Source organism: Pedobacter sp. FW305-3-2-15-E-R2A2 (genome assembly GCF_038446955.1).
Taxonomy (GTDB): Bacteria; Bacteroidota; Bacteroidia; order Sphingobacteriales; family Sphingobacteriaceae; genus Pedobacter.
In genome coordinates, this window is the sequence record NZ_CP151803.1 from 6,809,459 (window position 1) to 6,832,010 (window position 22,552).

Genomic DNA, 22,552 nt, shown 5'->3' on the forward strand with positions numbered 1-22,552 from the left:
GTGTATTTTTGAAGCCCAGAAAAATGTTAACCATTTATGATTGATTTACAGCTAACAGATAAGACACACGATGAGGAGCGCCAGGGCGAAGCTTTAGTGATTGATGCCCCAGAGGTACGCAATGGGCGAAAGCTATACATTGAAAGCTATGGGTGTCAAATGAATTTTGCAGATAGTGAGATTGTAGCCTCGATATTAAAAGATCAGGGATTTGAGACTACAGGAGACTATCATGAAGCTGATGTGGTATTTATCAATACTTGTTCTATCCGTGAAAATGCCGAACAGCGCGTACGGAACCGTTTGTCTCAGTTCGGCGCTGAAAAACGCAGAAATCCCAAATTAGTGGTTGGTGTTTTAGGCTGTATGGCGGAACGGTTAAAATCTAAATTCCTGGAAGAAGAAAAGTTAGTGGATATGGTGGTTGGTCCTGATGCCTACCGTGACCTTCCCCAACTGATCAATCAGGTAGAAGATGGACATAAAGCCATCAACGTTTTATTGTCACGCGAGGAGACTTATGCAGACATTAGCCCGGTAAGGCTGAACGGAAATGGCATCACTGCATTTATTTCTATCATGCGTGGTTGCGATAACATGTGTTCTTTTTGCGTTGTTCCTTTTACCAGAGGACGTGAACGGAGCAGAGATCCGCATTCTATCCTCGCGGAAGCTCAGGACTTATTCGACAAGGGTTACAAAGAGGTCACTTTACTGGGACAAAACGTGGATTCCTATAAATGGAAAGGTCCGGATGCTGAGGAAAGTGCTGAGATCGAAGTTAACTTTGCGCAGCTCTTGGAAAAAGTTGCATTAATCAGTCCTGATTTAAGAATCAGGTTTTCAACCTCACATCCCAAAGATATTACTGACGAGGTATTATATGCCATTGCCAAATATGATAACATCTGTAATTACATTCACCTGCCTGTACAATCCGGAAGCAGCAGGGTACTGGAATTGATGAACAGAACTTATACCCGTGAATGGTACATCAACAGGATTGATGCCATCAGACGCATTATTCCAGGTTGCGCCATTTCATCCGATATCATTGCCGGCTTCTGTACAGAAACCGAAGAAGAGCATCAGGAAACGCTGACCATGATGGATTATGTAGGCTATGATTTTGCATTTACCTTTAGTTATTCCGAAAGACCAGGAACACTTGCAGCAAGAAAGCTGGAAGATGACGTTCCGGAAGAAGTAAAAAAACGCAGGTTAGCAGAAATATTACTTAAACAACAGGAAACTTCTTTGTTCCGCCTACAACAATTCGTAGGAAAAACTGTTAGGATTTTAGTGGAGGGTACTTCCAAAAAATCCGACAAGGATCTTTGCGGAAGAAATGATCAGAATGCAATGGTTGTTTTTCCTGCGACAGCAGGAGTTAAGGCGGGTCAGTATGTGAACGTTCATATCGACCGTTGTACATCGGCAACTTTATTAGGAACAATTGCAGTTGAAGTACCCGAAATTGTTTAATTAAAAAAACAAATTACTTTGGACATACAAGACATTAAAAACCGGTTCGGGATCATAGGTGGCTCTCCGCTGTTGAACCGGGCAATAGATATCGCCAGACAAGTTGCACCAACCGACATGTCGGTTTTAATTACCGGAGAAAGCGGTAGTGGTAAAGAAGTTTTCTCTCATATCATTCATCAGATGAGTACCCGTAAACACGGGGCTTTTATTGCCGTAAACTGTGGCGCCATTCCTGAAGGAACGATAGATTCTGAATTGTTCGGACATGAAAAGGGCTCTTTTACAGGAGCTCATGAAGCCCGTAAAGGTTATTTTGAAGTAGCGAATGGCGGAACCATCTTTTTAGATGAGGTGGCAGAATTACCCTTGGGTACACAAGCACGCCTGTTGAGGATTCTGGAGAGTGGGGAATATTTACGTGTAGGTTCTTCCAAAGTACAAAAAACTGATGTGCGGATTATTGCTGCTACAAATGTGGATGTGTATAACCGGGTGAAATCAGGAAAATTCCGGGAGGATTTATATTACCGATTAAATACTGTTCCTTTACGTATTCCTGCACTACACGAAAGAAAGGAAGACATTTATCTATTATTCCGGAAATTTTCTGCCGACTTTAGTGACAAGTACAGAAGCCCGGGCATTCAGCTGGAGCCGGAAGCCATTCAATTACTCAGCAACTACAGCTGGCCGGGAAATGTAAGACAGCTAAAAAATATTGCAGAACAGATCTGCGTATTGGAGAAAGAACGGAATGTAACTCCCGCTGCATTACTAAATTATATTCCAAATGAAAGCGCCACCAATCTGCCCATGGCCATCAATGGCAGTAACAAGGAAGACTATACCGAAAGGGACATTCTTTACAAGGTACTGTTTGACATGAAAAAGGACATGATGGAGCTGAAGAAGTTAGTCGCAGAGATTATTCAGAGCGGAGGAAACACCTCGCATATCATTGCAGACAACCCTCATTACATTAACCAGCTTTATCAGGAAGTAGACCAGACGATTAATGAGCCGACATTTACGATCAAAAAGCCGGTTCAAAATGCGCCGGTAGATTATAATTATACCCAGGAAGCCGAAGAAGTCGAAGAATCGTTATCATTGATCGATAAAGAATCTGACCTGATCAAAAAAGCTTTGAAGAAACACAAGGGGAAACGTAAATTTGCAGCACAGGAACTTGGTATTTCTGAACGCACTTTATATAGAAAAATTAAAGAACTCAATTTAAACTAGCCAGGCTAAAAAATTGATGAATAATATGCAGATGATCACTTCATCACCGATAAAGACAAATATATCCTAATGAAAAAATTATATGTCCCTTTAATTTTAATCGTTATCCTCTTCAACTCCTGTTCCATTAAGTTTAATGGGGCCTCTATTCCTGCGGAGATGAAAACGGTGAACATTATCTTTTTTGAAAACAATGCGCCATTGGTAGTTCCTAATATGTCCAGTAAGTTTACTGAAAATTTGAGGAACAGGATCCGTAACCAGACCAGTCTGAATATGACCACCAATGAGGCCCATGCTATTTTCTCCGGAACCATTACGAATTATGACATCCGCCCAACGACCATGCAGGATGCCAATACCCGCGGAGTAACGGCAGGTGGAACCAACAGGATGAGCATCTCGGTAAGTGTTAAATACACGAATAACCTGAATCAGAAAATGAGCTTCGAAGAAAATTTTGAGCGACATCTGGATTTTCCAACAGCGGGACAAAGCTTTCAGTCCCAGGAACAACGTCTGATAGACCAGGTTCTTGATTTACTTACAGAGGATATTTTTAACCGTGCATTTGCAAATTGGAATTGAGATTTCAATTGTTAACTTAGCGACGTGGAGCAGGAAATAGACATTAGACAAGAACTGGCAGTATTATTAGCGGAACCGGAAAAGGTAAGATCCGAACATGCGCCTATGCTGAAAGACCTGGTATCATCATATCCTTATTTCCAGCCATTGCATCTTTTACTTGCGAAGGCGAGCTTAGGGGATACAGAAAACAACGGCCATCTAGCTACTGCTGCTTTATACACCAACGGACAGTTGCTTCACAACTTCCTTTACGAGCCGGATTACCTGTCAGAGACTGTATTTAATATTGTTTTTTCGCCAACTTTTGATCAGCTGAGTAATCAGCCTGAAGCATTAGACGAAGCCGTTCTTGATGAGGTGCCTTCAGAATCTGATGAAACTTATACCATAGATGCAGTGGAAACCGATGTGGCAGCCGCTACAGAAATCTCGTCAGATCAGGAAAAGACAGCAGATGATTTTGTGCTGGAGAACATCGTTTCTACAGATTTCTTTGCTTTCCAGGAGAACTTTAGTCCGGAGCCTGCACCTGAGGAGTTACCAGAAGAAAGTACAACTTTGGGAGCGTTGCAGGATGCTGAGCAAAAGGAAGAACCGGTGGTCATCAGTAAATATGATGATGATCAGTTGCCATATACCTTTCTCTGGTGGTTACATAAAACAAGAAAAGAATATCAGCAGATCTTCCAGCCATACGTTACACTTAAAAAAGAACCTGCGGTTCAGAGCGGAACGCCAAATGAGTTACAACAGCAGTATGTAGAACACATTTTTCATCTTCAGAGCCCTTTTACAGAGTCAGGAGAAAGTGACTACAGCCCTTCTGGTTTACGGAATGCACACAAAGGAACCGACATTATAGAGAGTTTCCTTAAAAATGACCCACAGATCAGCCCTCCAAATGCGGAGCAGATCAATACGGAGAACAAAGCGAAAAAGAGTGCGGAAGACCATAATGACCTCGTATCTGAAACACTGGCAAAGATCTATATTGAGCAAATGCTTTATGACAAGGCCATAGAGACTTATGAAAAATTAAGTTTGAAGTTTCCAGAAAAAAGCCGTTACTTTGCCGACCTTATCCAATCCATAGAAAAGAAAATTTAACCATATAACCTATTATGCTTTTTTTAATTATTTTATTAATCATTGTCTGCATCGCCTTAGCGCTATTTGTTTTGATACAAAATCCTAAAGGTGGTGGCCTTGCAACAGGTGGATCAGGCAGCAACATGTTTGGCGTTCAACGTACTGGTGACGTTCTTGAAAAAGGCACTTGGGTATTATTAGCATTGATCGTAGTACTTACTTTGTCAATTACTACCATTGCAAAATCAGGTGGCTCTACTTCTGCAGTAGATTCTAAAATTCAGGAGCACCTGGATAAGATCCCTACTCCATCTCCACTTGGAACAACTGCACCTGCTGGTCAGGCACCTGCAACAGCAGCTCCTGCAGCCGGAGACAGCACAAAGAAATAAGTTTTACACAACCATAAAAAAAGGCCATCTGAATGTACATTCAGATGGCCTTTTTTTATGGTATACATTCGGCAGGCATACCGAATGTATAAAATGTAAGAAAGAGGAGAAACAGTTCTGCCACTCTGACACAAAAATAGTTGACTCTAATCTATTAGCTGACAATGCAGTGTAAATTTGGCAAGCAAGCCTCCCTTGGCATAGAAACTGATATACAAGGAGCACGTAATACTTTTACATTAATTTTAAAATTAAAACAACAAATAAGTTATGGCTTTAAACATTAAACCCATTGCAGATAGAGTAGTCATTGAAGCTGCTCCTGCCGAAGAAAAAACAGCTTCGGGTATTTATATTCCTGATACAGCTAAAGAAAAACCTCAGCAAGGAACAGTAGTTGCAGTAGGACCAGGCAAATATGCTGAGTCTACAGGTAATCTAATCCCATTGAGCGTTAAAGCTGGCGATCAGGTTTTATATGGTAAATACGGTGGTACTGAAATTACTTTTGAAGGTAAAGAGTACCTTATCATGCGTGAGTCTGATCTTTACGCAGTCCTTTAATCGTTGAATTAACCGATTCAACTTTACAACAATCAATTATTAATAACAATATTTTAAAATGGCAAAGCAAGTAAAATATAATGTAGAAGCCCGTGACGCCCTGAAAAGAGGTGTGGATATTTTGGCGAATGCAGTAAAAGTAACTCTAGGTCCTAAAGGACGTAATGTAATTATTGACAAAAAATTTGGTTCACCTGCGATCACTAAAGATGGTGTAACGGTAGCTAAAGAAATTGAATTAAAAGACCCAATTGAAAATATGGGTGCTCAAATGGTTAAAGAAGTGGCTTCTAAAACTGCAGATATCGCAGGTGACGGAACTACAACTGCAACTGTATTGGCACAGGCAATCGTAACTGCTGGTATTAAAAACGTTGCTGCTGGTGCAAATCCTATGGATTTGAAACGTGGTATCGACAAAGCTGTTACTGCAATCGTTGCAAACTTGAAGTCTCAGTCTCAGACTGTAGGTGAAGACAATAACAAAATCAAACAAGTTGCTTCTATCTCAGCAAACAATGATGAAGTTATCGGCTCTCTTATTGCTGAAGCAATGGGTAAAGTAGGTAAAGATGGTGTAATTACTGTAGAAGAAGCAAAAGGTACTGAAACTGAAGTAAAAACAGTGGAAGGTATGCAGTTTGACCGCGGTTACCTGTCTCCATACTTCGTAACTAATGCAGATAAAATGGAAGCGGAATTAGAAAACCCTTACATTTTAATCTATGATAAAAAAATCAGCAACATGAAAGAATTGCTGCCGGTTTTAGAAAAACAAGTACAAACAGGAAAACCATTATTGATCATTGCTGAAGACTTAGATGGTGAAGCATTGGCTACATTGGTAGTAAACAAGATCCGTGGATCTCTGAAAGTTGTTGCTGTTAAAGCACCAGGTTTCGGTGACCGTAGAAAAGCAATGTTAGAAGACATCGCGATCTTAACTGGTGGTACTGTAATTTCTGAAGAAAGAGGTTATAAATTAGAGAATGCTGACCTTAGTTATTTAGGTACTGCTGAGAAAGTGCTTGTTGACAAAGACAACACTACTGTAATCAACGGTGCTGGTAAGTCTGAAGACATCAAAGCTCGTGTTAACCAGATCAAAGCTCAAATCGAGACTACTACATCTGATTATGACAAAGAGAAATTACAAGAGCGTCTGGCTAAATTAGCTGGCGGTGTTGCTGTTCTTTATGTTGGTGCAGCTTCTGAAGTTGAAATGAAAGAGAAAAAAGACCGCGTAGACGATGCATTACATGCAACACGCGCTGCGGTTGAAGAAGGTATTGTTGCCGGTGGTGGTGTTGCTTTCATCCGTGCTATTGAAGCATTAGAAGGAATGAAAGGTAGCAACGATGATGAAACTACCGGTATTGCTATTGTAAAACGTGCGATCGAAGAACCATTACGTCAAATCTGCCAAAATGCGGGTATTGAAGGTTCTATCGTAGTACAAAAAGTTAAAGAAGGTAAAGCTGACTTTGGCTACAATGCACGTACTGATGTATATGAGAACTTAATTGCTGCCGGTGTGATCGATCCAACTAAAGTTGGTCGTGTAGCATTAGAAAACGCAGCTTCTATCGCAGCGATGTTGTTAACAACAGAAGTGGTATTGGCTGATGATCCTGAAGATGCTCCTGCTGGTGCAGGTATGCCTCCAATGGGTGGTGGTGGTATGGGTGGAATGATGTAATCATCTCCCTCTACAATTACAACAAAAGAGACCGTCTTCTAAGTAAAATTAGGAGACGGTTTCTTTTTGTATTTGAAAAAAGAACAAAAGGAACGGAAGTAATACACAATATATTGATTACATTATAAATGTAAACTTATAGAAATGGTAAAACGCTTTGCTTTTTTAACCATTATCGTATTTTTTTGCCAGTTAACGGGGGCCTTTTCTCAAATCATTCTTACTGTTGCTGATCCAGGTCCTTATACCCCTGGCTCCGGTATCACCGCTATGCTTGAACTCCAGGAAGGCAGTTGCTTTAAGCCTGGAAATGTGTTTGAACTTTACCTGTCTGACGCCAATGGGAATTTTAGCGGCAATAATAGAATTGGAACCTACAATGGTTTTTACACAACCTTCGTTAACGGAGTAATTCCCGCAGTACTTCCGGGAATGAATTATCGGCTTCAAGTCAAATCGACCAGTCCCTCCTTTGTTTCTAATCCTTCGGTCCCGTTTGAGATTAAAGCAGGTCCAACTGTTTCCGCAGCAGTCGGCTCATCACCGGAGTTGCCAACTGCAGGCCCGAGTGCAACAAAAGAGGCTTTTGGTCGATGCCCTGGGATTGCCAACGTCGTCTTTGACTTTACCAATACTTCTACGGTGTCAAGCATCGTCACGGCCAGTATTCAAAATGAGCTCAGCAAATTAAATGTAGCCAATCTGACCTTTAGTCCTGAATCACCAATTCAAAGCTTTACCGCTCCATTGGGTCATTATACATTGATCGTCAAGGCAGGTTTAAATGGTACAATGAGCACAAAGGCCTACATGCTCATCAACAACACCACGAACAATAGTTTTGGCACCACTGGAGGAAGTATTGTTTGTTTGCCGGGAGGATATCTCCAGTTTCCGGTAGATCTAACTCAGAACGGAATTAAAAACAATTACCCGGGAACTACCTACCAAATAGACTGGGGAGATTCACAAGGCAGACCTGAAGTATATACCCTTTGCGACCTCCAGTTGGGATACGTACGTCACGAATACCTTTTACCCTCTTGTGGAAGTCCTGTATACAATACAGGAACAGGCCCCAGATATAATGTATTTGGAATAAACATTGCCGCCGTAAGTCCATTCTGTGGCATAACGGGAGGGGAGCTTTCCACCTATGTGAAAGTGGTTAAAAAACCTGAAAATAGTTTCAGTTATCCGGCCACGGGTTGTACCGGCAGCACAATTAATTTTCTAAATACCTCTATGCTGGGAGAAAGCGAAGCCAATAATCCCATCTGTGCAGACAATGATGTGAAATACAACTGGTATGTAGATAATGTTAAAAAAGCAGCTAATTTACCCAGATCAGCTATTTTCCAATATCGTTTTACAAGCCCGGGAATTTATTCCATCAAATTAGAGTCTGTCACCAGTGGGCAATGTAACGGTGAATCTGTTACACGTCAGATTTGCATTCAAAATCCACCCAAACCGGACTTTGATTTCAATGGCATCACCAATACACATTGTGCTCCATTTGAAATTCAGGCACATGACAAGTCCATCCTTGACAATCGCTGTGGCACCAACCATACCTACAATTGGGTGGTGACCAAATCAAACCGTAATGCCAACTCCTCAGAAGTCACTTTTACCAATGGAATTCCGCAACCAACATTTAAATTTTTAAAACAGGGAACCTACGAGATTACCTTAAAAATCAGTAGCGCCGCCTGTGGGGAAGTGAGCACAGCTCCTCCGCAGCGAATCATTATCATTGACAGTACTCCTACTATTACGCTGGCCTCAAAAGTTGACCTTTGCAGACCGGGCCTGTATAAATATGATGACCAGACTACCGGTCCAACCAAGGTCGTGTTTTTCGGAACTGAGCTAGATGTTGCAGACACTTATACCTGGGCAATAACTGCAGCAGATGGAACACCGCTGACCAACGCAGACTTTAGCTTTGAGAACGGGACAAAAGTAAACAGTAAGTTTCCGGACATTCTATTCAAACAATACCTGAGCTATAAAGTAGCTGTGACTCATAAAAACAGTTGTGGATCGATTACCAGGGAGCAGTTGATTACCTTCTATCCTTCCCCTATTGTTAAAATTACAGCAGACAAAAATCCCATCTGTTATGATGCTTCCGTAAACCTGACCGGAGTGGTGTCCAATGGCAATTATATAGCCAGCAGATGGGTCGGAGCAGGCACCTTCTCTAATCAGGTCGACAATCTGAGTAGCAATTATATTCCAACACAACAGGAACGGGACTTACACAAAGCGACCATAAAACTGATCGTCAGTACAAACCTTACCGGGCTTTGTGCGGAGGTGGAAGATGTCATTGAAATTGGAATTTTTCCTAAAAATGCCGGAACAAATGCAGCGCAACAGATCTGCTCGGGCAGCCCTCTTTCTTACGATCCGGCTACGGGTATAAGTCTGCCGGGAAGCAGTTTTAGCTGGACCGCAAAAAATACCGATCTGAATGCCGGAAACTCATTTAGTCCTGCAGGATCAGGAAAAATATTAGATGTTATCCTCAATTCCAGCAGTACTGATAACGCTGTTGTCGTTTATGAAATTACACCTTCACTGAATGGCTGTGCAGGAATTCCATTTACATTTACCGTAACGGTATACCCCAAACCTTCGGCTACCGCAGTGCTTTCAAAACCTGTAATTTGCAGTAGCGGTCTTTCCGGAATTACGTTAACACCAAGTTTTCCTGGCATCAAATACACCTGGACAAGTGTGGCCACCAATGGCGTAACAGGAAACCATGATCAGCTGATACCTACAGCAACTACTGCCATCAATGAAACATTGGTCAATACCGGAGATCGGGCCGGAACTGTCACCTACAAGATCATTCCGGTTTCTGCAACGGGATGCCCAGGTGAAGAAATTACGGTCATCATCACGGTAGATCCGGCTGTCACCGTAGCAACCGCCGGAAGGGATATCAGCATTTGTGAAGCATTAACCTCTAGACTGGATGGAAATCAGCCTAAGTCAACTGAAACAGGGGCCTGGTTGCTGACTTCAGGGCAAACAGGCGTTACATTTTCTGACCTCCATTCTCCAAACGCAGTGGTCAGCGGACTCGTTGCTGGAGAAACCTATACCTTCAGCTGGACAATATCCGGCACAGGAACCTGTAATCCATCCGTTGCCACTGTCCGTATTACCGTTAACCCGCCAACCATAGCAGGAACACTTGCAGGAGACCGAACTACTGTTTGTTACGGCGTAAATACCGGACAGATTACCTTAACCGGACACATCGGGACGATACAACGATGGGAAAGTTCAACTGATGGCAGCAGCTGGCTGATAATCGACAATACGAGCCCTATCTTAAACTTCAGTAACCTAACCCTAACCACCCAATACCGCGCAGTGCTGAAAAATGGTGCTTGCGACGAAAAAACAACGGCAGCAATCCCCATTACCATAATTCCTGCAATCAGTATCGCAGCAGCCGGTGCGGATCAGCAACACTGCAATGTGCTCGTTTTCCAGCTTTCAGGAAATGTGCCAAACACCGGCAACGGAGAAAGCGGCAGATGGTCCATGATACAAGGCGATCCCAATGCCCTGATTACTGACCCCAGAGCTCCGCAAACTACAGTTACAGCAGTTAGTCCCGGGACTTATAAATTCCGATGGACGATTACCGGCTCTGCAATCTGTGATCCTACGGCTGATGAAGTCAGCATTACGAATCTTCCCGGGATTATCAATATCATTGGCAATCCAAGACCCATAGTTTGCTATGGACAGGTCATTAATATTACCAATACTGCTCTTTCAGGCGGAGACAATACTTATATCTATATTTGGGAAAATAGCCGCAATGGAATTGATTGGAACGTCATCCCCGATCAGAACGGAGCAGACTTAAACTTTAACCTTCTGGAAACTTTAAGCTTCAGAAGGATCGTGAAAAGTGGAGCTTGTACGGAGCCCAGCAATGTGATTCGTATTATCGCCTTGCCGCCAATTACCAACAATACCATCAGCGCTCCTCAGACCATTTGTCCCGGATTGACACCCGCAAAACTGGAAGGAACGCTCCCACAAGGAGGAAACGGTAGCAATTACCTTTACCAATGGCAATCCAGTCTGGACGGATCTGCCTGGGCTAATATTCCAGGAGCAAAATTTCAGGACCATCAACCTGCTGTGCTTGGCGTCACGACCCATTTCCGACGTTTAGCAGGTAGTATTGAATGCAGCGGGGCATTGCAAAATGAAAGCAGCCCGATTAAGATTACCGTAAAACCAAATGCGAAGGCTGCGTTCAGCTTTAATACCGATAAAGGGTGTATCCCCTTTAATATTGATGCAGAAAACATAAAGGCCCTCCCCTTTCCTGAAGGAAATAGCACCTATATCTGGTATGCAAATGGCGTTAAAATAGGAGAAGGAATTGTATTTCCAGGATACACCATTTCGACCAGCAATCAATCTGTAGTGATCAAACTCGTGACCAGCAGCAGTCAGAATTGCCTTCCTGATGAATTCAGTCATACCTTCGGTACCCAGCAAAATGTAACCGCCGCTTATACACAAAGTGCAACCGAAGGTTGCGGACCCTTATTGGTAAATTTCGTCAACACCTCTACTTCTCTGACCAATGCAACCTTCAAATGGGATTTTGGAAATGGTACAACTTCCACACAAACCTTAGCCCCTCCGGTCACATTTTTACCTGACCCATCGGGAGATGACATCAGCTATACCGTGACTTTAACTGCAATTACTTCTTGTGGTGAAAACACATTCACTTCTGCTATTTTAGTAAAAGCGAAACCGAAAGCAGTATTCTCTCCGGATAAAGTAGCTGGTTGTTCCCCCATGAAAGTAACGTTCAGCAATACCTCTCCGGGGGCGACAAATACCTTTTACTATGATTTTGGAGATGGCAGCCCGATATTTACCACCAGGGATAAATCCTCCGTTGAGCATATCTATAATACCCTGATCACGCAGGATTTTACCGTAAAAATGATTGCAGAGAATGAATGTGGAACAAATGAGCAAAGTTTTGTCATCAGGGTAGCACCCAATACCATCACACCTGAACTCGTGGTGAATGCCAATGAAAAAGAAGGATGTGCCCCATTCACAGTAAACTTCTACAACAATTCCAAAGGTGCCAATCTATTTAAGTATGATTTTGGGGATGGCGCCACCCTGCTGACCAGAACCGCTCCGGAGGTCGTTCCCCATACCTTCGAAAGACCCGGAATCTATACCGTGAATCTGACCGCCTCCAATGGCTGTTCCGTGGTCAGTACCTCCGAAACCATCACCGTGCTGGAACAACCTTTAACGGCTTTCAGTGCCAACAATACGACCGGTTGTCCGGGAATGGTAGTTAAATTTATCAATACCAGCACCGGTGCTGTTTCCCAGCTCTGGGACTTTGGCGACGGGACCAGCTCCAACGAGTTTGAGCCCTCACATGTTTATTCAGGCCAGGAATCTTTCTATACCGTCACATTAACGACAACAAATGGACTGGGCTGTACCCACCGCCTGATACAACGCAATTTCATTCACATTGTAAGTGCTCCAATTGCACAGTTCAGTGTAAAACCAGGCGTTCAGATCAGCATCCCGAATTACACCTTCAGCTTTGTCGACGAAAGCAACAATACTCCTGATCAATGGAGCTGGGACTTTGGGGACCATACCAGCTCTGCATTAAAGAACCCAAGTCATACCTATCTTGATACCGGATTGTATAAAGTTACCCTTAAAGTAAGCAACCAGCAGGGCTGCTTTACGGAGACCAATAGATTCGTTCGCATTACCGGGGTTCCCGGGTATTTATTTCTGCCAAATTCTTTTATTCCGGGAAGTGAAACAAATGAGTTGCGACGCTTCAGTGCCAAAGGTTCCGGTATCAGATCATGGCAGTTCAGTATCTATGACAAATGGGGTGAAAAGATGTGGGAAACTACCTTACTGGAAGAAGGCCGGCCTGTAGAAGGATGGGATGGTACCTTTAAAGGGCAACCCATGCCACAGGGTGTGTACTACTGGAAAGTTGATGTCCAGATGATCAACGGATCGGAATGGAAAGGCATGACTTATGGCGCCGCTGCACCTAAACGCACAGGGCCAATACACCTAATCAGATAAAAATGAGGACAATCACGAAATATTTGCAGCTAGCACTTCTGATCACCTCTAAGCTATGTGCTTTCGGACAAGACCATAATTATTCGCAGTTCTTCAGTTCCCCGATTTACCTTAACCCGGCACTGACAGGCCAGTTTGAAGGAGATATCCGGATGAACATGTTGTATCGAAACCAGTGGTCCGGACTGAACGGAACCTTAGCTTACTTCACCGCTTCAGCAGACCTTCATATCCCAAGGTTTGCCGGTGGAGTGGGCCTGATGTTTACCAGAAGCAGCGAGGGCACTGCCTATCTGGTTAAAAACAATGCTTCAGCTACTTATTCCTATAGCGTAGGCAGTGACGACTTTATCGCTTCATTTGGCATACAGGCTGGTTTTACCAATCGCGATATCGATTGGAGCAAATTGGTTTTCTCTGATCAGATTGACAGGCGCCTTGGCTATATACCAGGCAGTGTTTCTTCCGCCCAGGCGCCGGAAATCTCCAGCAAATTTTATTTTGATGCCGCAGCAGGTACTAACATTGTTTTCTATAATTTTATGGTTGGGGCCGCCTTTCATCACATCAATCAACCCGACGAGTCCTTTAGCGGAACACAGGCAAAATTACCATTCCGTACCACCATTAATGCCAGTTACCGGATTTCTTTGAGTCCTTACGCATATGATGATCGAGATGAAGGTCCTTATATCATTCCTTCTGCAATATATCATAAACAGGCCAGCGCATCGTCCATGAGTGTAGGTGCACAGTTTAAATACAGAAATTTAAATACCGGATTGTGGTATCGCAGCAGTGGAATGGGAGGGCCCGATGCGCTTGTGGTATCGCTGATATTCGACCTGTTTAAGGGCAGTAAAAATGGGGAAAAACTGCGCTTAGGAGCCAGTCATGATGCGACGATTTCCAAGATCAACTATACCAATACCAGTGGAACTACAGAGATTGGAATTGGGTATGAAAAATATTTTCCCAACAGCCCCAGCTACAATAAATACAATGGATTGCGTTGTTATGATTTCTACTGACAAATTGTAAATTAACGATGAATCTTTGTTATATTGAGCTTGTTAATGTTATGGACAATATCTTAGAAAACAATCATTTTCTCACGCAGACTGAAGTCAACAAATTTCTTCTTGCCACCCTCTTATGTGGCCTGATTGGTGCTGAACGAGAATTCAGAAGCAAACAAGCCGGTCTGAAAACGATGATTATGATTGGACTGGGTTCTACCCTCTTCACGATTTTATCCATCAAGATCGGACTGACAAGTCATGATCGCATTGCCTCAAATATTGTGACGGGAATTGGCTTTTTAGGCGCAGGGGTAATATTCAAAGAAGACAATCAGGTAAAAGGGTTAACCACTGCCTGTGTGATCTGGATTGTTGCTGCAATTGGAATGGCTATCGGCGCAGGATATTACGAACAAGCTACCGGCGTAACCCTCGTTGTCCTCTTTGCTTTACTGACCTTTCCATTTCTTGAAGAAATGGTCGAGCAGCGTTTTACCAAAAGGATCTATCGCATTGTGAAGAAATACGAGAATGAAAGTCTGGAGAAGTACGAAGAAGACATCAAAACTTCTGGATTGAGATTAAACAGGGGGAAGCAGGAACTGGCCAACGGAATCATCAGCGGGACCTGGGTTGCCATCGGAAGCCCCAAAAACCACAAGCGATTTGTAGACCGCATGCTTCAGGATAAAAAGATCATTGCCTTCGATTTTTAGTCGAATTTCTTTCAATTATCTCCTTTCTATCCCTCTCAAAAGCCCAAAATGTCCCAAAACTATATTAGCTTTGTAATATGCATAGGGAACAAATCTCAGTTTTTGATATTTTTAAGATAGGCGTTGGACCATCAAGCTCACATACTTTAGGTCCCTGGCGGGCGGCTCAACAATTTACCGCATCATTAAAAGAAAAGGACCTGTTAGCACAGGTTGATCAGATCAAGATTTTACTGTACGGCTCTTTAGCTAAAACAGGTAAAGGACACGGGACTGATGTGGCCATCCTATTAGGATTGAATGGTGCAGACCCGGTGACCTTCGATGTGAATGCCATTGATTCTACCATTGAAGAGATTAAAACCTATCATGTACTGAACCTGAATGCAGAACGAAACATCGCTTTCAACTATGAAGAAGATCTTGTTTTTCTATTTTTTGAGAGCCTTCCTTTCCACCCCAATGCAGTTACCTTTCAGGCCTTTTTAAACACGGGTAAAGCCATCTCTGAGACTTACTATTCCATCGGTGGTGGTTTTGTGGTAAAAGAAGGAGAAAGCGGTAGTGATAAAGAACAGGTAGACCTTCCTTTCCCGATAGAGAAGGCTGCAGACCTTTTACACTGGTGCTTAACCACGGGACTAAAGGTTTCTGAAGTCGTGATGGAAAATGAACTTGCCTGGCGTACAGAAGTAGAGACCAGAAAGGGCATTATGCAGCACTTCAATGTGATGAAGGACTGTACTTACCGGGGTTGTCATACTGCGGGATTCTTACCCGGAGGATTGAATGTAGGAAGAAGAGCTTGTGCCTTGAACAAGCGCCTCATTGGCAACAGTACCTATACTAATTATGAAAGCTGGATTGAGGCCATCAGAAGTGGCGGAAATGGCTTTAATTACATTCTTGACTGGGTGAGTTGTTTTGCCTTGGCTGTAAATGAGGAAAATGCCTCGTTTGGCCGCGTCGTGACCGCCCCGACCAATGGTGCGGCAGGTGTAATTCCGGCAGTACTTCAATATTACATTGCTTTCTGTGATGGCTATACAGAGGAGAAGATCAGTCAGTTTATTGCCTGTGCTTCAGAAATAGGCAGCATCTTTAAAAAAGGGGCTACCATTTCGGCAGCTATGGGTGGTTGTCAGGCAGAAATCGGCGTATCCTCAGCAATGGCTGCGGCAGCTTTAACCGAGTGTTTAGGCGGCTCACAGCGTCAGGTTCTAATGGCTGCAGAAATTGCCATGGAGCATCATCTTGGCTTAACCTGCGACCCGATTGGGGGTCTGGTACAGATTCCATGTATCGAAAGGAATACCATGGGCGCCATTAAGGCGATCACCGCTAGTCAGCTTGCCTTACAAAGTAACCCAGACAAAGCAAAAGTAAGTCTGGATGCAGTGGTAAATACCATGTGGGAAACAGCACTTGACATGAACTCTAAATATAAAGAAACTTCCGATGGAGGTTTAGCCACCAATATTCCGATCAGCTTACCAGAATGTTAACCAATTAGGTTTTCTGCTGGGCTTTTATGGCCAGATACCGGTTAACAACGTTAATGGTCAGCTTTTCCGGTGGGGTAAGGATACTTAGAATTCCATGTTTAGTCAGCTCTTTGACCATGAGTTTTTTCTCGTGCGCAAACTTTGCCGCAATGGTTTTAATGTAGATCCCTTCCACGTCTTTAGCCGGTTCATCACTCAGCGTTTTCAGCTCTGTATTTTCAAAAAATACAATGAGTAAGAGGTGAAACTTCGCAATCTTCTTTAAAAATGGAAGTTGTCTGTTTAAGGCAGACATGCTTTCAAAATTAGTGAAAAAGACCACCAGACTTCGTTGTTTTAAGACTCCACGAATGCTCAGATACAAGGCCTCCATATTGGTTTCCAGGTAGCGCGTCTTTTCTTTGTAAAGAACTTCCATTATTTTCCCCAGCTGTGCAGGTCTTCGTTCTGCGGGAACCACACTGCCTATCTTTTCCGCAACTGTAATTAGCCCTGCTTTATCTTCCTTCACCAAAGCGACATTGGAAAGTACAAGACTTGTGTTAATGGCATAGTCCAGCAGACTTAATCCCTCAAAGGGCATTTTCATCGTTCTGGATTTGTCAATTACACAATAGACATGCTGTGCCTTCTCATCGGTAAAAGAATTTACCATTAAATCTCCTCTTCTGGCAGTAGCCTTCCAGTTGATGGTTCGGTAATCGTCCCCTTGCACATAAGTTTTTACCTGATCAAATTCCAGGCTATGCCCAATCCTTCTGATCTTTTTAATGCCAATTTCACTGAGTCTGTTGGAAATCGCCATCAGTTCATATTTACGCAACTGCAAAAAAGAGGGATAAACAGCGACCATGGTTTCCTCTCCAAAATTATACCTTCTGGAGAGCAGGCCCAATGGGGATTGCACATATACACGCGTCTGTCCAAAGTGATACTCTCCTCTTTTTGTTGGACGTAACTTATAAGTGATGGTTTTATTTTCTCTGGATTTTAGGCTGCTGTTAAACCAGAGGTCTCTTTTTTGAAACTGAAAAGGGATTTCATCAATAATGCCAATATGAATACCAAAGGAATAAAAATTCTCTACATGAAGCTGAAGCTCATTATCGTCCCCGTTACTCATTCGCTCCGGAAGGTCTCTTCGCAGGAAAACACCTCTTTCTGTTTTGAACAATAAAATCAGGTCCGCAGCGATCAATAGCGTTAACACCCAGAAGCATAGGTACGGTAACGGTCCAAGCCAGGGCAGAAAGAAAGAAAACAGAAACAGGGATACACAGAGCCCAATCCCCGCAAAAAGTCTTTTACGGAGGAAGAGGTCTTTGTAATATTTAGTAATGAAGCTTTTCAATATGCTGCTTTTTATCTTGGAATTTCTATTTTCTGAATGATCTGAGCCACAATATCGCTCGTTGTAAGTCCTTCCATCTCCTTATCCGGTGTCAGCATGATCCGGTGTGCCAATACGGGTGCAGCCACTTTAATGATGTCTTCCGGAGTGACGAAGTCACGCCCCTGCATTGCGGCGAAGGCCTTAGCACCATTCAGCATGGCTAAGGAAGCACGTGGAGAAGCCCCCAGGTACAGCGATTTGTTGCTCCTGGTTTCATGGGTAATCTTTGCCACATATTCAATCAATTTGGGCTCTACATGCAATCCTTTGATGATGGCCCGGCATGACTTCACCTGATCGATACTCAATACCGGCTTTACAGCTTTTAACGCATCGTCCAGACGATGCTGGTGTTGGTTGAGCAAAATGGCTGTTTCTTCCTCAAGGCTTGGATATTTCACTTCGATTTTAAACAAGAAACGATCCAGCTGCGCTTCCGGCAAACGATAGGTTCCCTCCTGCTCAATTGGATTCTGTGTAGCCAGGACCATAAAAGGTTCATCCATCAGGTAAGTATGTCCATCAACCGTAATCTGACGTTCCTCCATCACCTCAAATAAAGCAGACTGTGTCTTTGCCGGGGCACGGTTAATTTCATCCACCAAAATGATATGCCCAAAGATGGGGCCCTTCCGGTATTCAAAAGCCGCATTCCGCGGATCAAATACCGATGTACCCAGTACATCTGAAGGCATCAGATCTGGTGTAAACTGAATCCTCGAAAATGAAGCGTCAATACTTTTTGCCACCAGCTTCGCGCTTAATGTCTTTGCAACACCTGGCACACCTTCTAACAGGATGTGCCCATCAGCCAGCAATCCGGCAATGAGAAAATCTATGGTATCTTTTTGTCCGACAATGATCTTACCCAGTGTTTCCCTGATTTGTTCCACTGCAACATTCAGCTGTGTCAGATCGGTTCTTTTGTTAAACATTTCCGCTTCCATTTCTATTGGGCTTGTTTATAAAATTTTTCTATTAATTTATTCAATGTGATTAACTGATAATCAGTTACCCTTCCAGGCCTGCTGACTTCTTCAATTGTGGCAAATAAGTGCCGGATATCACTTTCATTTCCGCCTGATTTTGAGATAAGGGCAGCCATTAGTTCTTCATCTATCGCATTCGTTTTTAAGCGGTATGTTGCTCTGATAAATTCAAGAAGGTAACTGATTTTTTTAGAGGCAATGTCGCTGTTATCCCGCTGTTGGTAATACACTTTTCCCACCACCCTTACAAAATCTACTGAGGAGTTTCTGAGCTGGGAGATGACTGGAATGATTCTCTGCCTTCGTTTCATTTCAAAAAGCACAAAGATCAATAAACTGACAATGGACAAATAATAAGCCCAGCGCAACTGATCATGTTTAAAAAGCACCCTCAGCAAACTCTCATCACCCATGTTTCCTTTCGTATTGTTCTCATCCCAGATCAGCGTTTCCGCTACCGGCAGATAAGAAAGGGCTTTTGCAGCGTAAGCCGCACCCTCAGGGCTCAGCAATGCATAATTGCTCAACAATTGCGGATTTGGCAAGACATACAGTGCACCTTTGCCAAAGGTATATTTGACAAAGTTAACCTCGCCCTCTTCATTTCTCCCCAGCACTGTCGCCCTGGAGGTATCTACCTTACTAAAATAGAGGTCGCCCAACCCCTTATCAAAAACAAAAGGCTGTTTCTCCTTTATAGAGGGGTTGACAAAATTAATCGGTACACTTTTCTTTTTGCCGTAATTCAACGAAGAATTGATGTCCAGTTTCAAGGTATCTTTCAGATAATCCCCCGTATTAAACGTTGCGATAAAAACATGATTTCCTGCTTTCATGAATTTAACGAGTTCTTTATAATCCAGTTCATCAACATGCAGTGCGCCTGCAACGATCAGATAATTGGTATTTTTCCGCTCTTTATCCTTCAGGGTATTGTAAACCGGAAGTCTGGACACTTCAATTCTGGTTTCCGGAAATATGCTTTGACATTCCTTATTCAACACGAATAAACCAAAGGGAATTTTATCCTCCTTCAGGTAACTCGGGCGCCAATCTGTAGCTTTTGGTTTGTAATATTCTGCTGCGAGGTATAAGATGAGCAAAATACCCGTTCCAAAGAGGTATAATTTCATGCCTTTCATGTGCCCCTCCTGTTAAACGCATCAAAATCCTTCTTTACTTCAGCAAAGCTTTCTTTATCGATGAAAAATTCACCATACCAGATGTATTCAAACTGTGTGGTCAGTTCTCCGAACTGTTTTCTTTTTTCGGGGTCAGTCAGTTCGCCCACATAAGCCTGATTGGTTTTGTCTGGTTGCCAGTTGATCAGCTGACTATCGTTCATCATTTTTAAAGAATGTAAATAAAAGAGCCGGACTGCCAGTCTGTAGTTTCCCGCTGAAATTGCTTTTTCTATTTCTGCCCGGAAATTAATCTCATGAATGTTCTCCAGGGATTCCGAGTAAGGAACCTCTACCGCTTTAGATTTGCCGGCAAATACCTTCAGGTCTAGCCCCATTGCCTTTATAATGATAAAGACCACTAATGCAGCCAGGGCCGTGACGATTCCATATTTGATAAAAGTGCCGGATGTTTTATTCTCCAGAACCCGCGAGAACCAATTCCAGAACCAATGCCAGAAGCGGGCCCATAGGCTATCCTGATCAGGTGGTGTTTCCTTATACCTGAATTCTGACTGCTCCGTATATGCCTTCAGCTTTTCCGCATCAAAATTGCGCAGGATCACTTTGCTGCTGTCATTGCCCACCTGCTTCCGGGCAGGCTTTTGCAACAAGGGGGCAGTAAAGCCACTGACGGTGGCAGTAATGAGCATAAAGATTAGAAAAAGCTTCCGCATATTAATATTCTTCCGGGGTATTGAAAGGTTCTTTTGATACTCCCATCTGACCGATTCGGTCCATTAATCCTGTGCTATCCAGCCTTTCCACGAGGTTAAAATAACAGATAGAAATGCCCACAAGTGGGATAATCATAAATACCTGACACAAATATTGCACCGTGGTAGAGATGATAATTGCGGTATTACTCAAGCCTTTTGCTCCTTCAGTAAATGCACTCAAAAAAGTAAAAATGAGTGCCGGAAGGGAAGCCATTGACTGGCTGGCCAAAGTGATAAAGTAAATGATCAATATCGTTCCAAAAGTAATCCACCACTGTCCTTTAACCAGTTTGAATGCACGCTCAAAGGAATAACCAAAACTGGCATTTTCATAAACCATGACCGGAAAGAACAAGAGCATGGCTGGCATCACATAGATTCCGGGAATCAAAAAGAAAAGAAAACAAAGCACAAAAAAAAGGCTGATTAAAATCCCGCTTCCCAACATTCTGAAGAAATAGAATTTAAAATAAGCCCAGACCTCCTCCAAACTCGGGGCAACATTTCCTTTTTTTATGTAAACGGCAATGAAACTCAGAATGGAAACATTCATCGCCGTATAACTTGCCAGGTTGAAGAGCAGTACGAGAAAATAACTGATACTAAACATCTTTTCCAGCATAGAAAAGACATTATCACTAGACACGAGTGCTCTTTGCATCCCTATTTGTTGATAAATTCCAGCGATGATTGATCCAAGGAGGAAGATTCCACTGAAATAGACAAACACTTTTAACAAAGCTTTAAAGTTCTGTTTGATGAACAAGAACATATCGTTGATGATCTCTCCGAACTCTCTGAGTTTTTTGAATTCCAGGTTTTCAGGCATTTTCTATGGTTTGATGGCGTTTATGAAGTTTTGATGGATATAGGATCACGTACCAGATGATAAAGAACAGAGATCCTGCCAGAATGCTGATGCTCAGTAAAAGCGGCATTCCGGTATGGCGGGTGATGAAACCTTCAAAGAAGGCTGCAACCAATATAATCGGGATCAGTCCTAAAGCGATTTTTGTTCCGTCTTTAGCGCTGTTTTTGAAGGCTTGAAACCGGGTATATGTTTTAGGAAAAAGCAAACCATGACCCAATACCAGTCCGGCGGCACCGGCGATAATGATGCCTGAGATTTCCAATGTTCCATGAATCCAGATGGTCAGCACGGATTCCGCGCCTAAACCTTTACTAAAAAAATAATATTCAAAGGCCCCGATCATCACTCCATTTCTCAACATAAAAAAAACAGGTCCAATGGAGAGGAAGATTCCACTGACAAACATGAGCAGGGACACATAAGTATTGTTTGCGGCAATCATCAGGAACATTTCCAGTTCTCCCTGTCGTTTATATACGCCGAAGGGATCTCCTTTTGCAATATTTTCATTCGTCATATTCACATAACCATCTCCAAGGATCAGCCTCACAAAAGAATCATCATATTTAGCAGAAAGTGCTCCTATTGATGCGGAGAGGAGAAAGAACAGGAAAGAATAGCCCAATTGTTTGCGATAGGTATAGAACAAAACAGGCAGTTCCGTTTTCCAGAAGGTGATGAACCGGTTACTGTCTTCTTTTTTATTTTTATAAATAGACTGGTGTAAAACTGCCGCTAAACCATTAAGGTAAGCTGTAGTTTTTGATTTAGGATAAAAAGTGTTTGCATAAGCCAGGTCATTGGTGATGTCAATGAAGCGCTCCGCCAGTTCATCTGAATTTTCTGTACGCATTTGTTCATAACGCTTCCATTTCTCAGAATTCTGCTTAACAAACAATGCCTCTCTCATAAATGAAGATCAAATTTTCTGTAAAATA

At 42.8% G+C, this 22,552-nt stretch carries 17 protein-coding genes; 11 read left to right on the top strand and 6 right to left on the bottom strand.

The window, feature by feature from the left end:
- The first annotated feature begins 36 nt into the window (after window positions 1-36).
- From miaB to AAFF35_RS27720, 11 genes are all read left to right on the top strand, one after another.
- Window positions 37-1,485 (top strand): tRNA (N6-isopentenyl adenosine(37)-C2)-methylthiotransferase MiaB, encoded by a 1,449-nt coding sequence (miaB, locus tag AAFF35_RS27670; protein ID WP_342329701.1) that lies wholly within the window; start codon window positions 37-39, stop codon window positions 1,483-1,485.
- An 18-nt stretch (window positions 1,486-1,503) separates the two neighbouring features.
- Complete coding sequence (locus AAFF35_RS27675) at window positions 1,504-2,733, top strand: sigma-54 dependent transcriptional regulator (protein ID WP_342329702.1); 1,230 nt, start codon at window positions 1,504-1,506, stop codon at window positions 2,731-2,733.
- A gap of 69 nt (window positions 2,734-2,802) precedes the next feature.
- Complete coding sequence (locus AAFF35_RS27680) at window positions 2,803-3,321, top strand: LptE family protein (RefSeq protein WP_342329703.1); 519 nt, start codon at window positions 2,803-2,805, stop codon at window positions 3,319-3,321.
- Window positions 3,322-3,345: 24 nt separating this feature from the next.
- Window positions 3,346-4,431: a hypothetical protein gene (locus tag AAFF35_RS27685; protein ID WP_342329704.1), complete on the top strand. Its 1,086-nt coding sequence runs from the start codon at window positions 3,346-3,348 to the stop codon at window positions 4,429-4,431.
- Between the two features lie 14 nt (window positions 4,432-4,445).
- Window positions 4,446-4,805 (top strand): preprotein translocase subunit SecG, encoded by a 360-nt coding sequence (gene secG, locus AAFF35_RS27690; protein ID WP_342329705.1) that lies wholly within the window; start codon window positions 4,446-4,448, stop codon window positions 4,803-4,805.
- Window positions 4,806-5,075: 270 nt separating this feature from the next.
- On the top strand, window positions 5,076-5,369 hold the full coding sequence (gene groES, locus AAFF35_RS27695) for a co-chaperone GroES (protein WP_069379367.1): 294 nt from the start codon (window positions 5,076-5,078) through the stop codon (window positions 5,367-5,369).
- A 58-nt stretch (window positions 5,370-5,427) separates the two neighbouring features.
- Window positions 5,428-7,068, top strand: a complete 1,641-nt coding sequence (groL, locus tag AAFF35_RS27700) for a chaperonin GroEL (RefSeq protein WP_124581810.1) — start codon at window positions 5,428-5,430, stop codon at window positions 7,066-7,068.
- A 144-nt stretch (window positions 7,069-7,212) separates the two neighbouring features.
- Entirely contained in the window at window positions 7,213-13,218 is a 6,006-nt protein-coding gene (locus AAFF35_RS27705) for a PKD domain-containing protein (RefSeq protein ID WP_342329706.1), read from the top strand.
- Between the two features lie 2 nt (window positions 13,219-13,220).
- Entirely contained in the window at window positions 13,221-14,249 is a 1,029-nt protein-coding gene (locus tag AAFF35_RS27710) for a PorP/SprF family type IX secretion system membrane protein (RefSeq protein ID WP_342329707.1), read from the top strand.
- Window positions 14,250-14,299: 50 nt separating this feature from the next.
- A complete protein-coding gene (locus AAFF35_RS27715) occupies window positions 14,300-14,956 on the top strand; it encodes an MgtC/SapB family protein (protein ID WP_342329708.1) in 657 nt (218 codons plus the stop codon).
- Between the two features lie 77 nt (window positions 14,957-15,033).
- On the top strand, window positions 15,034-16,461 hold the full coding sequence (locus tag AAFF35_RS27720; RefSeq protein ID WP_342329709.1) for an L-serine ammonia-lyase: 1,428 nt from the start codon (window positions 15,034-15,036) through the stop codon (window positions 16,459-16,461).
- Window positions 16,462-16,465: 4 nt separating this feature from the next.
- Here AAFF35_RS27720 and AAFF35_RS27725 read toward each other — a convergent pair whose 3' ends face one another.
- From AAFF35_RS27725 to AAFF35_RS27750, 6 genes are read right to left on the bottom strand one after another with little or no spacing between them, the layout of a single operon-like run.
- Entirely contained in the window at window positions 16,466-17,812 is a 1,347-nt protein-coding gene (locus tag AAFF35_RS27725; RefSeq protein ID WP_342329710.1) for a DUF58 domain-containing protein, read from the bottom strand.
- A gap of 11 nt (window positions 17,813-17,823) precedes the next feature.
- Window positions 17,824-18,801 (bottom strand): MoxR family ATPase, encoded by a 978-nt coding sequence (locus tag AAFF35_RS27730; protein WP_342329711.1) that lies wholly within the window; start codon window positions 18,799-18,801, stop codon window positions 17,824-17,826.
- 2 nt (window positions 18,802-18,803) lie between these two features.
- Window positions 18,804-19,985 carry a DUF4350 domain-containing protein gene (locus AAFF35_RS27735; protein ID WP_342329712.1) on the bottom strand — a complete coding sequence of 394 codons (1,182 nt, stop codon included), beginning with the start codon at window positions 19,983-19,985 and terminating at the stop codon, window positions 18,804-18,806.
- Window positions 19,982-20,677: a DUF4129 domain-containing protein gene (locus AAFF35_RS27740; protein WP_342329713.1), complete on the bottom strand. Its 696-nt coding sequence runs from the start codon at window positions 20,675-20,677 to the stop codon at window positions 19,982-19,984. The genes AAFF35_RS27735 and AAFF35_RS27740 overlap by 4 nt, the downstream gene beginning before the upstream one ends.
- Window positions 20,678-20,702: 25 nt before the next feature.
- The gene (locus tag AAFF35_RS27745; protein WP_342329714.1) at window positions 20,703-21,572 is read right to left on the bottom strand and encodes a hypothetical protein; all 870 of its coding nucleotides are present in this window, start codon (window positions 21,570-21,572) and stop codon (window positions 20,703-20,705) included.
- Entirely contained in the window at window positions 21,565-22,524 is a 960-nt protein-coding gene (locus AAFF35_RS27750) for a stage II sporulation protein M (RefSeq protein WP_342329715.1), read from the bottom strand. Before AAFF35_RS27750 ends, AAFF35_RS27745 begins: the two co-directional genes overlap by 8 nt.
- Between the last annotated feature and the right edge of the window lie 28 nt (window positions 22,525-22,552).